Origin of the sequence: Enterobacter sp. T1-1, from assembly GCF_000710795.1 — a bacterium.
Classification (GTDB): Bacteria; Pseudomonadota; Gammaproteobacteria; order Enterobacterales; family Enterobacteriaceae; genus Enterobacter; species Enterobacter cloacae.
On record NZ_JALW01000012.1, the window covers coordinates 22,449 to 35,933 of the forward strand.

Sequence of the window (13,485 nt, forward strand, 5' to 3'; positions counted from 1 at the left end):
TATCCCTCACCCCAGCCCTCTTACGGAGGGAGAGAGGGAAGGAAAATGAATCAAAATACCGAGGATTGTCATGGCTGAATTACTGTTAGGCGTCAACATCGATCACATCGCCACGCTGCGTAATGCTCGCGGCACGGCTTATCCCGATCCGGTTCAGGCGGCGTTTATCGCTGAGCAGGCTGGCGCCGATGGCATTACCGTTCATCTGCGCGAAGACCGCCGCCACATCACTGACCGTGACGTGCGTATTCTGCGACAGACGTTGGATACCCGGATGAACCTGGAGATGGCGGTCACGGAAGAGATGCTGACGATTGCCTGTGACACCAAACCGCATTTCTGCTGCCTGGTACCGGAAAAGCGTCAGGAAGTGACCACCGAAGGCGGTCTGGACGTGGCGGGGCAGCGTGACAAAATGCGCGATGCCTGCAAACGCCTGGCGGACGCGGGTATCCTGGTTTCTCTGTTCATTGACGCTGATGCGGAGCAGATCAAAGCGGCGGCTGACGTGGGCGCGCCGTATATTGAAATTCACACCGGCTGCTACGCCGATGCCAAAAACGATGCCGAGCAGGCTAAAGAGCTGGAGCGTATCGCGAAAGCGGCTACTTACGCCGCGAGCCTGGGTCTGAAGGTTAACGCAGGGCATGGGCTGACCTACCACAACGTTAAAGCCATCGCCGCCCTGCCGGAAATGCATGAGCTGAACATCGGCCACGCCATTATTGGCCGTGCGGTGATGAGTGGCCTGAAAGAGGCGGTTTCAGAAATGAAACGCCTGATGCTGGAAGCGCGTCAGTAATGGCTATTCTGGGCTTAGGTACCGACATCGTCGAGATAGCCCGCATTGAAGCGGTGATCGCCCGTAGTGGCGATCGTCTGGCAAGGCGCGTGCTGAGCGATAACGAATGGGCCATCTGGGAAGCGCATCAGCAGCCGGTACGTTTCCTGGCCAAGCGCTTTGCCGTTAAAGAGGCAGCGGCCAAAGCCTTTGGCACCGGTATTCGTAACGGTCTGGCGTTTAACCAATTTGAAGTGTTTAACGATGAGCTGGGTAAGCCGCGCCTGCGTTTATGGGGCGAGGCCTTGAAGCTGGCAGAGAAACTCGGCGTGGCGCACATGCACGTGACAATCGCGGATGAACGGCACTATGCCAGCGCAACGGTAATTATCGAGAGTTAAAGTTTGTCCGCGTGATGCATCAGGACAAACTTATCCCACAGCTGCTCTTCGCTTTCGACGTGTGCCGGATCCTTCAGGATGGTATTGGGGATCGGGCACACCTTCTGGCAGGTCGGCGTCTCATAGTGGCCAATGCACTCGGTGCAACGGTCAGTGTTAATCTCATAAATGCTGTCGCCCATCGAAATGGCCTGGTTAGGGCATTCCGGTTCGCACATATCGCAGTTGATGCATTTTTTAGTGATTAACAGCGCCATCAGGAAATTCTCAGAAACAACACAAACAGGGCGGGCATTATACGCTCATTCGTTGTTCAAACCAGTTTTTTTACCAGCTCTTCGCTGTGACGAATTCGCTCAGGCGCATGCTCCAGATCCTGCTGCACCAGCGCCATAAACAGCAGATCCGTCAGCATCATTTGCGCGCTGGTGGACGAAATAGCCGCGCTGCGCGTGGCCTGCTCCTCGGCAATGGTATACAAACAGCGCGTTGCCCGCTGCTGCAGTGCATTGGGCGTAAAACCGGTAATAGCCAGAATTTTACCACCCACACGCAGGGCCTCGTCGGTGGCCATGTTGATTTCACGGCGTTCCCCGGTATAGGAGATCGCCAGCAGCAGATCGTCCGGATCCATGGCCTGCACTGTCGCCAGCAGGGCATGCATATCCTGTTCGACGATGGCGTTATACCCGATTTTCGTCAGCTTCCAGCCAAAATTACGCGCCACCAGCCCGGACGCGCCGATGCCGGTCAAAATGATCCGTCGTGCCGCACGCAGCATTGCCACACTTTCCAGTAATTTTTCTTCAGTGTTGACATCAAGAGTGGCATGCATGGCCGCGACGTTCTCTTTGATCAACTTCTCGCCCACCAGACGCATGGGATCATCGCCACGGATCTGATTATGCACCGGCATGGATTGCGGATTGGGGTTACTCACCAGAGCTTCGCTAATCGCCAGTTTCAGGGCCGGGAAGCCCTTAAAGCCAATCTTCTGGGCAAACTTCACCACGCTGGACTGGCTCACACCCGCTTCGCTTGCCAGTTGCTGAGAGCTGAGATGGCGGGCATGGTCGGGCTGAGAAAGCAAAAAATCCGCCAGCTTTTTGTCGCTTTGAGCAAAGCCTGCATAACGCTGGCGAATGCGAATTAAACAGTTCATACGTTCTCCTGGCGAAAATGTGATTGTCTGCGCAAATACGAATTTTGCTCGCCTGAATGAATTTTATATTCCATTATAGTGCGATTATTATGAATTAAAAATTCCAGAGGTAAAAAAGATGAATCTTGGCTCACTTGTATCAGAAACGCGTAACCCGCAAACCATGGATCTGGATGCTCTCTCCACCCTGGAGCTGGTTAACCGTTTTAATCAACAGGATACGCTGGTCGCACTGGCAGTGAAAGAGACATTACCAGAGGTGGCGAAGGCCGTCGATGCTGCGGCACAGGCGCTCAAGGCGGGGGGCCGCATTATTTATATGGGCGCCGGAACCAGCGGACGACTCGGCGTGCTGGATGCCTCTGAATGTCCGCCTACGTTCGGCGTTCCGCACGGGCTGGTGGTCGGTCTCATTGCCGGTGGGCCTGGCGCGCTGCTGAAGGCGGTAGAAGGGGCGGAAGACAACAAACAGCTCGGTGAAGATGATCTGAAAGGGCTTAACCTCAACGCAAACGACCTGGTGGTCGGACTGGCCGCTTCCGGGCGCACACCTTACGTCATTGGTGGCCTGGAATATGCCAATCAGACGGGCTGCACTACCGTGGCTATCTCCTGTAATCCAGGCTCTCCCATTGCGCAGGTGGCCCACATCGCTATTTCGCCGGTCGTCGGGCCCGAAGCGCTCACCGGCTCCACGCGCCTTAAATCCGGGACCGCGCAAAAACTGGTGCTCAATATGATCTCCACCGGCGCGATGGTGAAGTTCGGCAAGGTGTATCAGAACCTGATGGTGGATATGCAGGCCACCAACGTCAAGCTGGTGGATCGGGCCTGTCGCATGGTAATGGAAGCGACCGGTGCGAGCCGCGAAGAGGCGGAAGCCGTACTCCAACAAACCGATCACGATGTGAAACCGGCCATTCTGATGATCCTGAGCGGGCTGGATGCCGCCGCCGCGCGAGCCAGGCTTGCCGAGCATAATGGATTCTTACGGGCGGCATTAGAAAACTAACACAGAGGCGTGTATGGAAAAAACAGCAGCGCTCGCCAGCCATATTTTGCAGGGGATCGGCGGAGAGAAGAACATTCAGCGTCTGGAAAACTGCATGACGCGTGTGCGCGTCGAGGTGCATGACGACGACCAGCTTGATATCGCGCACCTTAAGCAGCTTCCAGGCGTCAGCGGATACGTAAAGCAGGGGCAGCAGCATCAGCTGATCGTCGGGCCGGGAAAAGCGGCACAGGTCGTTGATGCCATGCGTGCATTGATGGGCGGAGGGGCGGCCGTGCCGGTTGACGATGCCGAGCGCACCAAAGCGCAGGCAAAGGCCAAATACAAAGCCCCCATGAGCGATGCGCTGCGACAGCTGGCAAACGTCTTTATTCCACTTATTCCGGCGTTTATTGCCTCCGGTTTGATCACCGGGATCATCAATATCCTCAAGCGTCCGGATATTGTCGGCGATTTTGCCACGCACTATCCGAACCTGCTCGGCATTCTGGGGATCTTTGGTAGCGCTGTCTTCGCCATCATGAACATTCTGGTTGGGGTTAACACCGCCAAAGTGTTTGGCGGCTCAATGGCGATGGGCGGGGTGATGGCCGGTATTCTCTCCAGCCCGCAGCTTGCGCAGATAACCCTGTTTGGCGAGGCTCTCCAGCCCGGGCGCGGCGGGGTGATTGCGGTGCTGCTGGTGGTCATCCTGATGTGCTGGATTGAGAAAAAGCTGCGCGCCGTTCTGCCCGGTTCCATTGAGCTGATCCTCAATCCGCTGCTGACCACGCTTATCACCGGCTGTGTGGCGATTGTGGCCCTGCAGCCGCTGGGCGGCTGGATCTCAGAGGTGATTGCCCACGGCGCTTCTCTGGCTATCGATCGCGGCGGGTTATTAGTGGGCGCTGTGCTGTCAGGGACCTTCCTGCCGCTGGTGCTCACCGGGCTGCATCAGGGGCTGGTACCGATCCACGTGGAGCTGGTGCAGGCTCATGGTTATAACGCGCTGCTGCCCATTCTGTCGATGGCGGGGGTAGGTCAGGTTGGTGCGGCGATTGCCGTGCTGATGAAAACCCGTAACGCGCGCCTGAAAAAAGTGATTAAAGGGGCGCTACCGGTTGGATTGCTGGGCATTGGCGAGCCGCTGATTTTTGGTGTCACGCTGCCGCTCGGTAAGCCTTTCCTCGCGGCCTGTCTGGGCGGGGCGGTGGGCGGGGCGCTTATCAGCTACTGGAAAGTTGCCACCGTTATCACCTTTGGACTCTCCGGTTTACCGCTGGCGCTCACCATCGTGACCGGAAAAGTCATGCTCTATCTGTTAGGCTATCTGGTAGCGGTGATCGCCGGGTTCCTGTTTACCTGGCTGGCAGGATTCAACGACCCAGAGGAGTAAGGTTTGGCTAATCACGAGCGTCGTGTTGTCTTTTTCGACCTGGATGGAACGCTACATCAGCAGGATATGTTCGGTACGTTTATGCGCTACCTGCTGCGGCGACAGCCCCTGAACGCACTGCTCGTCTTACCTTTGTTACCCGTGATTGGCCTTGCGCTGCTGGTGAAAGGCCGGGCAGCGCGCTGGCCAATGAGCCTGCTGCTCTGGGGCTGTACCTTTGGCCACAGTGAAGCCCGGCTCAAACAGCTTGAGCAAGACTTTGCGCACTGGTTTCGCGATCATGTGACGGCGTTTCCGGTTGTGCAGGCGCGGCTGACCAGCTACCTCGATGCGAACGACGCCGATATCTGGTTGATTACCGGCTCGCCGCAGTCGCTGGTAGAGCAGGTCTATTTTGATACGCCGTGGTTGCCGAGAGTGAACTTGATCGCCACGCAGATCTCTCGTGGTTACGGCGGGTGGGTATTGAGCATGCGCTGTCTGGGGCATGAAAAGGTGGCCCAGCTGGAGATGCGCATTGGCACGCCGCTGCGCCTGTACAGCGGTTATAGTGACAGTAAGCAGGACAACCCGCTGCTCTATTTTTGCCAGCACCGCTGGCGCGTCACGCCTGCGGGTGAACTTCAGCAACTCGAATAGTTTTATCCATAGCGGGTGTGTATAATGCCGCCCGCTTTTCGACTGGAGTATCAACCGTTGTCCAACCCTGAATTCTCACACGAATACTGGATGCGCCATGCGCTCACCCTTGCCCGGCGCGCCTGGGACGAGGGAGAAGTGCCCGTGGGTGCGGTGCTTGTCCATAACAACCAGGTGATTGGAGAAGGGTGGAACCGCCCGATTGGTCGCCACGATCCTACCGCTCACGCAGAAATCATGGCGCTTCGTCAGGGTGGGCTGGTACTGCAAAACTACCGTCTGCTCGACACCACGCTGTACGTCACGCTTGAGCCATGCGTCATGTGTTCCGGCGCGATGGTGCACAGCCGTATCGGTACGCTGGTTTTTGGCGCGCGGGATGAAAAAACGGGTGCTGCGGGCTCGCTGATGGACGTGCTTGGACACCCGGGAATGAACCATCAGGTGAAGACTATCGGTGGGGTGCTTGCACCAGAGTGTTCGGGGCTATTAAGTGATTTCTTTCGAATGCGCCGTCAGCAGAAAAAGCAACAAAAGGCAGAATTGAAGTCGTCGGACGATTAATTTCGTCCGGTGCCACAACCGGATAGCTTTGCGCCAGCTGTTTCGCCTCTGTCGCCTCTTTTTCCTTCTCCAGCAGATACCCCACCAGGCTAATCTGATATTTACGAATATTTTCCACGTAGGCATAAGCCTCATGCCCGCGCGCATAGCCGTAGGTGAGCTTGTTGTACCACGGCTTCTGGCTCAGGAGCGGCAGACGCTGTTTTACGTCAGACCAGCTGTCGGGGTTGCCTTTTGTTTTTGCCGTCAGGGCCCGGGCGTCGAGCATGTGGGCATAGCCCATGTTGTAGGCGGCCAGCGCGAACCAGATACGCTCCTCTTCCGGCACTGTCTCGGGCACTTTGGCCATCATATCCTGCAGGTAGCGCGCACCGCCGCTGATGCTCTGTTCCGCATCGGTACGATCGGTCAGCCCGAGGCTCTGCGCGGTATTTTTAGTCAGCATCATCAGGCCGCGCACGCCGGTGGGGGAAGTGGCCTGGGTGTCCCAGTGGGACTCCTGATACGAGATAGCCGCCAGCAGTTTCCAGTCAATCTCCTGCGCATATTTTTCGAACAGAGGCTGCAGGTCAGGCAGGACGCTGTCTACCGCGCGCAGGAAGCTGCGGGTGTCAACGTAGTCAAAGTCATCACCATGGCCGAGGTACTTCTCTTCCAGGCGTGCCAGGGTACCGTCTTCATTAATGGTGTTATAAAAATCGAGCATGGCCGCAGAGAGGGTCTGATCGTCATCAAGATGAGTAAACCAGGTCACGGGCTGTTCGTCCGTCACGTCCAGCGCCACGGCGATTTCAGGATGCACCCGCTGGAACAGGCTGATCGCCACGGAGTCGGCGATGGTGTAAGGCAGTTTCTGATCTTTGACCTGGTCCAGCAGCTCCGTCGTGCCGAGTTTAGGGTCAACGGTCCAGCTCAGGTCAGGGTATTTCTTCTCCTTCAGCTCACGCAGATCGTCAATCACCACATGGCCAGGGGCAATCGTCAGCTGTTGAGCGTTGATCGAGGCCAGCGTACGCGGGCGCAGGCTACCGACGCGATAGACCAGCTGCTGTGAAACGGAGTAATAGGTCGGGCCCGGCTGGTAATTCTTGCTGCGCTCGCTGTTGTATACCAGCCCGGCGGCGAGGATATCGGCATCGTTGTTATCCAGGTCATCAAACAGCTGGCTGATGTTCTGGCGCACGGTGATTTTGAGCTTCACGCCGAGGTAATCGGCAAACTGCTGAGCCAGCTCATAGTCCAGACCGATGGTTTTGCCGTTGATGTCGCTGTAAATCAGCGGAGAGTTAAGCGTGCTGACACGCAGCTCCCCCCGCTCCTGAATGGCGGCGATACGGTTTTCGGCTTTGCCGAACCAGGGGATGGAAGGCCAGAGGGCCACTGCCAACAGCAACGTTACAATGCCGATGAGCAGATAATTAATCTTTAATTTTTTCAATTAGTTAATTCTCTGCGACGCCGGTTGCCTTAGTATGCTGTAGCCATGTTAAAAATAAGGTTTGCCATTGATTGAGCGGCATTTTGCGTAAAGTTACGCCACTTGGCAACAAATTAGAGAGAGAGGTCACATCTATTGTTAAACGATGCCGTCGATTTTATTTCGACGCAAACGGTTTCGTCGGCGCTCAGGATTCTCTATAATGACGCCCGTTTTCCCCCCTTGCGCACACTGTAAGCGCCCCGGCGCTTCGAAGACGAGAGACTTATGATGGAAATTCTGCGTGGTTCGCCTGCACTGTCTGCCTTCCGTATTAACAAACTGCTGGCACGTTTTCAGGCAGCCGACCTTCCGGTAAGCAATATTTACGCTGAGTATGTCCATTTTGCTGACCTGAATGCCCCCCTGAATGCAGAGGAGCGCGTACAGCTGGAACGCCTGCTCAAGTATGGCCCAAGTCTGAGCAGCCATACCCCAACCGGTAAACTGATCCTTGCGACGCCTCGTCCAGGCACCATCTCCCCCTGGTCTTCCAAAGCGACTGACATCGCTCACAACTGTGGTCTGAACCAGATTAACCGTCTGGAACGCGGCGTGGTGTATTACGTTGAAGCCTCCACCCTGAGCGACGCCCAGTGGCAGGCGGTGGCCGCAGAGCTGCATGACCGCATGATGGAGAGCGTATTTGCTTCTCTGGATGATGCGCAGAAACTTTTCTCCCACCATCAGCCTGCGCCAGTACAGAGCGTGGATTTGCTGGGGCAGGGCCGTCAGGCGCTGATTGACGCTAACCTGCGTCTCGGCCTGGCACTGGCAGAAGATGAGATTGACTACCTGCAGGATGCGTTCGTTAAGCTGAACCGCAATCCAAACGACATCGAACTCTATATGTTCGCGCAGGCTAACTCTGAGCACTGCCGCCACAAGATTTTCAACGCCGACTGGATTATTGACGGTGAACAGCAGCCGAAGTCGCTGTTCAAAATGATCAAAAACACCATGGAGAAAACCCCTGACCACGTGCTGTCTGCCTATAAAGACAACGCCGCGGTGATGGAAGGTTCCGAGGTGGGCCGCTTCTTCGCCGATCGCGAAGCAGGGCGCTATGACTTCCATCAGGAGCCGGCGCATATCCTGATGAAGGTGGAAACTCACAACCACCCGACGGCGATCTCTCCGTGGCCGGGTGCGGCGACCGGTTCCGGCGGTGAAATCCGTGACGAAGGGGCGACGGGCCGTGGTGCGAAACCAAAAGCGGGCCTGGTCGGTTTCTCTGTTTCCAACCTGCGTATCCCGGGCTTTGAACAGCCGTGGGAAGAAGATTTCGGCAAGCCAGAGCGCATCGTGACCGCGCTGGACATCATGACCGAAGGTCCACTGGGCGGCGCGGCATTCAACAACGAATTTGGTCGTCCGGCGCTGAACGGTTACTTCCGTACCTATGAAGAGAAAGTGGACAGCCACAACGGCGAAGAGCTGCGCGGCTACCACAAACCGATCATGCTGGCGGGTGGGATCGGCAACATTCGCGCCGATCACGTGCAGAAAGGTGAGATCGTCGTCGGTGCGAAGCTGATCGTCCTCGGTGGACCGGCGATGAACATCGGCCTGGGCGGCGGTGCGGCCTCTTCAATGACATCCGGTCAGTCTGACGCCGATCTCGACTTTGCCTCCGTTCAGCGTGACAACCCGGAAATGGAGCGTCGTTGCCAGGAAGTGATCGACCGCTGCTGGCAGCTGGGTGATGCAAACCCAATCCTCTTTATTCACGACGTTGGCGCGGGCGGCCTGTCCAACGCCATGCCGGAGCTGGTGAGTGACGGTGGTCGCGGTGGCCGTTTCAACCTGCGCGACATTCTGAGCGATGAGCCGGGCATGAGCCCGCTGGAGATCTGGTGTAACGAATCTCAGGAGCGTTATGTGCTGGCCGTCGCAGCCGATCAACTGCCGCTGTTTGACGAGCTGTGCCGCCGCGAGCGAGCGCCGTACGCGGTAATCGGTGAAGCGACCGAAGAGAAACACCTGACCCTGAGCGATACCCATTTCGACAACCAGCCAATCGATCTGCCGCTGGACGTGCTGCTCGGCAAAACGCCGAAGATGACCCGCGACGTGCAGACTCGCAAAGCGGCGGGCAACGCGCTGGATCGTCAGGGCATTACCGTAGCAGACGCGGTGAATCGCGTGTTGCACCTGCCTGCGGTGGCGGAGAAAACCTTCCTTGTCACCATCGGCGACCGTACCGTGACCGGTATGGTCTCGCGCGATCAAATGGTGGGGCCATGGCAGATCCCGGTGGCGAACTGCGCCGTGACCACCGCGAGCCTCGACAGCTACTACGGTGAAGCGATGGCGCTGGGCGAACGTACACCGGTAGCGCTGCTGGACTTCGCTGCCTCCGCTCGTCTGGCCGTCGGTGAAGCACTGACCAACATTGCCGCGACCCAGATTGGCGATATCAAACGTATCAAACTGTCCGCGAACTGGATGGCCGCTGCCGGTCACCCGGGCGAAGACGCGGGCCTGTATGAAGCTGTGAAAGCGGTGGGTGAAGAACTCTGTCCTGCGCTCGGCCTGACCATTCCAGTGGGTAAAGACTCCATGTCGATGAAAACCCGCTGGCAGGAAGGCAACGAGCAGCGCGAAATGACTTCGCCGCTGTCGCTGATCATCTCCGCGTTTGCCCGTGTGGAAGACGTGCGCCATACCGTGACTCCACAGCTCTCGACCGAAGACAACGCACTGCTGCTGATTGACCTGGGTAAAGGTCACAACGCGCTGGGTGCCACCGCGCTGGCACAGGTTTACCGTCAGTTGGGTGATAAACCGGCGGACGTGCGAGATGTGGCACAGTTAAAAGGCTTCTACGATGCCATTCAGGCGCTGGTGGCGCAGCGTAAACTGCTGGCCTACCACGACCGTTCCGACGGCGGCCTGCTGGTGACCCTGGCGGAGATGGCCTTCACCGGACATTGCGGTGTTGAAGCGAACATCGGAACGCTTGGCGAAGATCGTCTGGCGGTACTGTTTAACGAAGAACTCGGCGCGGTGATTCAGGTGCGCGCGGCCGATCGTGACGCGGTTGAAGCCCTGCTGGCTCAGCACGGCCTGGCAGACTGCGTACACTACCTGGGTAAAGCCGTTCAGGGTGACCGTTTCGTCATTGAAGCGGATGGCCATGCGGTGTTCAGCGAAAGCCGCACCACGCTGCGTATGTGGTGGGCGGAAACCACCTGGCAGATGCAGCGCCTGCGTGATAACCCGGACTGTGCCGATCAGGAACACAACGCCAAGGCCAACGACAACGATCCTGGCCTGAACGTGAAGCTCTCCTTCGACATCAACGAAGACATCGCTGCACCGTACATTGCGACCGGCGCGCGTCCGAAAGTCGCCGTGCTGCGTGAGCAGGGCGTCAACTCCCACGTTGAGATGGCCGCGGCCTTCTACCGTGCGGGCTTTGATGCCATCGACGTTCATATGAGTGACCTGCTGGCAGGTCGCACCGGTCTGGAGGATTTCCATGCGCTGGTGGCGTGCGGCGGTTTCTCCTACGGTGACGTGCTGGGTGCCGGTGAAGGCTGGGCGAAGTCCATTCTCTTCAACAGCCGCGTACGTGATGAGTTCGAAAACTTCTTCCATCGTCCGCAAACCCTGGCGCTTGGCGTGTGTAACGGCTGCCAGATGATGTCTAACCTGCGCGAGCTGATCCCGGGCAGTGAAGCGTGGCCACGCTTTGTGCGTAACCAGTCCGACCGCTTTGAAGCACGTTTCAGCCTGGTCGAAGTGACTCAGAGTCCGTCTCTGCTGCTGCAGGGAATGGTAGGGTCGCAGATGCCAATCGCCGTTTCTCACGGTGAAGGTCAGGTAGAAGTGCGTGATGCTGCCCATCTGGCTCAGCTTGAGAGCAAAGGCCTGGTGGCGCTGCGCTTTGTCGATAACTTCGGCAAGGTGACGGAAACCTATCCGGCTAACCCGAACGGCTCGGTGAACGGGATCACGGCGGTCACCAGCGAAAGCGGCCGTGCGACCATCATGATGCCACACCCTGAGCGCGTGTTCCGCACCGTGAGCAACTCCTGGCACCCGGAAAACTGGGGCGAGGACAGCCCGTGGATGCGTATCTTCCGCAACGCACGGAAACAGTTGGGTTAATCGGTATTGCCCTTTAAAGCCCGGTACGCGAAAGCGCTACCGGGCTTTTTTATGTCTGTCGCAATTTTGCGACAGACCCGTAATGCCACTGTCTCCAAAAGGAGACATTTAACTCTTTGATTTATATATGGCAGGGGCGGTTCCCGTTAAGGTGTTGCTGATTAGCGACACTTAGCCTGGAAATCATTCAGCGAGCAATTAACGGTGGAAACCCATAAATTATATAAATATCAATGCGATAATATATTTATTTGCATTCTGGCACATCTATTGCATAATATTAATCAGTGGCTCATTCACCTTCTTATGTCAGCCCCTGCGGGACGTGCTACATAAACTTCGAATGACGCACAAAAAGGTGCCTGCCGTCCAACTACTGATCATAGCGTTGCTTTATCAGGACAGGGCGAAACGTCGAGTTAGGCACCGCCTCATTCCATGACAAAGCCGGGTTTTTACCCGGCTTTGTTGTATCTGAAGGGCAGACTCAGTTACGCTCTCCTCAAACCCATTCAAAGAGAGTAATGCGTTGAAACGCTGGCCCGTTTTCCCCCGTTCCCTGCGTCAACTCGTAATGATGGCCTTTTTGCTGATCCTGCTGCCTTTACTGATCCTGGCCTGGCAGGCGTGGCAAAGCCTGAACGCGCTCAGTGCTCAGGCGGCACTGACTAACCGCACGACGCTCATTGACGCCAGACGCAGTGAGGCGATGACCAACGCCGCGCTGGAGATGGAGCGTAGCTATCGTCAGTATTGCGTGCTTGACGATCGCACGCTGGAAAAGGTCTACCAGAATCAGCGTAAACGCTATAGCGAGATGCTGGATGCGCATGCCGGCGTGTTGCCGGACGATAAGCTCTACCAGGCATTACGTCAGGATTTGAACGATCTGGCCCAGTTGCAGTGTAAGAACAGTGGCCCTGATGCCGCCGCAGCCGCTCGCCTTGAAGCCTTTGCCAATGCCAATGCTGAGATGGTGCAGTCTACCCGTGCGGTGATTTTCTCTCGCGGTCAGCAACTGCAGCAGGAGATTGCCGAACGCGGTCAGTTCTTTGGCTGGCAGGCGCTGGTGCTGTTCCTGGTCAGCCTCGCGCTGGTGTTACTTTTTACCCGAATGATCATCGGCCCGGTGAAGGGCATCCAGCGGATGATCAATCGTCTGGGGGAGGGGAAATCACTGGGCGATACGGTGGCCTTTAAAGGCCCGCGCGAGTTGCGTTCCGTGGGGCAGCGGATTATCTGGCTTTCGGAGCGCCTGTCGTGGCTGGAATCCCAGCGTCATCAGTTTTTACGTCATATTTCCCATGAGCTTAAAACGCCGCTGGCCAGCATGCGCGAAGGCACGGAATTGCTGGCAGACGAAGTGGCGGGGCCGCTGACGGTGGAGCAGAAAGAGATTGTTGAGATCCTCGACGCCAGTAGCCGCAATCTGCAGAAATTAATTGAGCAACTGCTCGATTACAACCGCAAGCTGGCGGATGGAGCGGTCGTCCTTGAAAATGTCGAGATTGAGCCGCTGGTGGATATGGTGATCTCTGCCCACAGCTTGCCTGCAAGAGCTAAAATGATGCATACCGGGGTGACGCTGAATGAGCCAACCTGCCTGGCTGAACCAATGTTATTGATGAGCGTTCTGGATAATCTTTATTCCAATGCGGTGCACTATGGTACTGAATCCGGTAACATTTATATCCGAAGCTATACGAATGGTTCACGGGTCTTTATTGATGTCGCCAACACCGGCACCCCGATCCCCGATGACGAAAGAGAGATGATATTTGAACCCTTCTTCCAGGGAAGTCATCAGCGAAAAGGTGCGGTTAAAGGAAGCGGTCTGGGGTTAAGTATCGCCCGGGACTGTATACGACGCATGCAGGGGGAGCTAAACATTGTCACGGATGAACGTTCCGATGTTTGCTTCCGTATCGAACTGCCCCTGAGCCGGAAAAACCAATAAA

11 protein-coding genes are annotated in these 13,485 nt (G+C 56.7%); 8 read left to right on the forward strand and 3 right to left on the reverse strand.

Features of this window, described 5'->3' with window-relative positions; genetic code table 11:
* Window positions 1-70: 70 nt before the first annotated feature.
* Together pdxJ and acpS are read left to right on the forward strand one after the other, a co-directional pair.
* Window positions 71-802 carry a pyridoxine 5'-phosphate synthase gene (pdxJ, locus tag AK59_RS0105265; protein ID WP_013098315.1) on the forward strand — a complete coding sequence of 244 codons (732 nt, stop codon included), beginning with the start codon at window positions 71-73 and terminating at the stop codon, window positions 800-802.
* Window positions 802-1,182, forward strand: a complete 381-nt coding sequence (gene acpS, locus AK59_RS0105270) for a holo-ACP synthase (protein WP_013098314.1) — start codon at window positions 802-804, stop codon at window positions 1,180-1,182. Before pdxJ ends, acpS begins: the two co-directional genes overlap by 1 nt.
* Here the strand turns inward: acpS and AK59_RS0105275 are convergent.
* Together AK59_RS0105275 and AK59_RS0105280 are read right to left on the reverse strand one after the other, a co-directional pair.
* The gene (locus AK59_RS0105275; protein WP_020690052.1) at window positions 1,179-1,439 is read right to left on the reverse strand and encodes a YfhL family 4Fe-4S dicluster ferredoxin; all 261 of its coding nucleotides are present in this window, start codon (window positions 1,437-1,439) and stop codon (window positions 1,179-1,181) included. The two genes, acpS and AK59_RS0105275, sit on opposite strands and share 4 nt — an antisense overlap.
* 56 nt (window positions 1,440-1,495) lie before the next feature.
* Window positions 1,496-2,344 (reverse strand): MurR/RpiR family transcriptional regulator, encoded by an 849-nt coding sequence (locus AK59_RS0105280; RefSeq protein WP_013098313.1) that lies wholly within the window; start codon window positions 2,342-2,344, stop codon window positions 1,496-1,498.
* A gap of 118 nt (window positions 2,345-2,462) precedes the next feature.
* On the opposite strand from AK59_RS0105280, the gene murQ reads away from it, so the two are divergent.
* The 4 genes from murQ to tadA are packed head-to-tail and all read left to right on the forward strand — an operon-like array spanning window position 2,463 to window position 5,934.
* Window positions 2,463-3,356 (forward strand): N-acetylmuramic acid 6-phosphate etherase, encoded by an 894-nt coding sequence (murQ, locus tag AK59_RS0105285; protein WP_029882223.1) that lies wholly within the window; start codon window positions 2,463-2,465, stop codon window positions 3,354-3,356.
* A gap of 13 nt (window positions 3,357-3,369) precedes the next feature.
* On the forward strand, window positions 3,370-4,731 hold the full coding sequence (locus AK59_RS0105290) for a PTS transporter subunit EIIC (protein WP_029882224.1): 1,362 nt from the start codon (window positions 3,370-3,372) through the stop codon (window positions 4,729-4,731).
* 3 nt (window positions 4,732-4,734) lie between these two features.
* Entirely contained in the window at window positions 4,735-5,370 is a 636-nt protein-coding gene (gene yfhb, locus AK59_RS0105295) for a phosphatidylglycerophosphatase C (protein ID WP_013098310.1), read from the forward strand.
* 24 nt (window positions 5,371-5,394) lie between these two features.
* The gene (gene tadA / locus AK59_RS01000000123595; protein ID WP_032618416.1) at window positions 5,395-5,934 is read left to right on the forward strand and encodes a tRNA adenosine(34) deaminase TadA; all 540 of its coding nucleotides are present in this window, start codon (window positions 5,395-5,397) and stop codon (window positions 5,932-5,934) included.
* Here the strand turns inward: tadA and mltF are convergent.
* Complete coding sequence (gene mltF, locus AK59_RS0105305) at window positions 5,822-7,372, reverse strand: membrane-bound lytic murein transglycosylase MltF (RefSeq protein WP_013098308.1); 1,551 nt, start codon at window positions 7,370-7,372, stop codon at window positions 5,822-5,824. The genes tadA and mltF overlap by 113 nt on opposite strands.
* Before the next feature lie 267 nt (window positions 7,373-7,639).
* On the opposite strand from mltF, the gene purL reads away from it, so the two are divergent.
* Together purL and qseE are read left to right on the forward strand one after the other, a co-directional pair.
* Window positions 7,640-11,527 (forward strand): phosphoribosylformylglycinamidine synthase, encoded by a 3,888-nt coding sequence (gene purL, locus AK59_RS0105310; RefSeq protein ID WP_029882226.1) that lies wholly within the window; start codon window positions 7,640-7,642, stop codon window positions 11,525-11,527.
* 529 nt (window positions 11,528-12,056) lie between these two features.
* A complete protein-coding gene (qseE, locus tag AK59_RS0105315; protein WP_029882227.1) occupies window positions 12,057-13,484 on the forward strand; it encodes a two component system sensor histidine kinase QseE/GlrK in 1,428 nt (475 codons plus the stop codon).
* Window position 13,485 lies beyond the last annotated feature (1 nt).

Coding starts and splice junctions, on each gene's coding strand:
- pdxJ (WP_013098315.1), top strand. CDS start 71: ATGGCTGAATTACTGTTAGGCGTCAACATCGATCACATCGCCACGCTG.
- acpS (WP_013098314.1), top strand. CDS start 802: ATGGCTATTCTGGGCTTAGGTACCGACATCGTCGAGATAGCCCGCATT.
- AK59_RS0105275 (WP_020690052.1), bottom strand. CDS start 1,439: ATGGCGCTGTTAATCACTAAAAAATGCATCAACTGCGATATGTGCGAA.
- AK59_RS0105280 (WP_013098313.1), bottom strand. CDS start 2,344: ATGAACTGTTTAATTCGCATTCGCCAGCGTTATGCAGGCTTTGCTCAA.
- murQ (WP_029882223.1), top strand. CDS start 2,463: ATGAATCTTGGCTCACTTGTATCAGAAACGCGTAACCCGCAAACCATG.
- AK59_RS0105290 (WP_029882224.1), top strand. CDS start 3,370: ATGGAAAAAACAGCAGCGCTCGCCAGCCATATTTTGCAGGGGATCGGC.
- tadA (WP_032618416.1), top strand. CDS start 5,395: ATGCCGCCCGCTTTTCGACTGGAGTATCAACCGTTGTCCAACCCTGAA.
- purL (WP_029882226.1), top strand. CDS start 7,640: ATGATGGAAATTCTGCGTGGTTCGCCTGCACTGTCTGCCTTCCGTATT.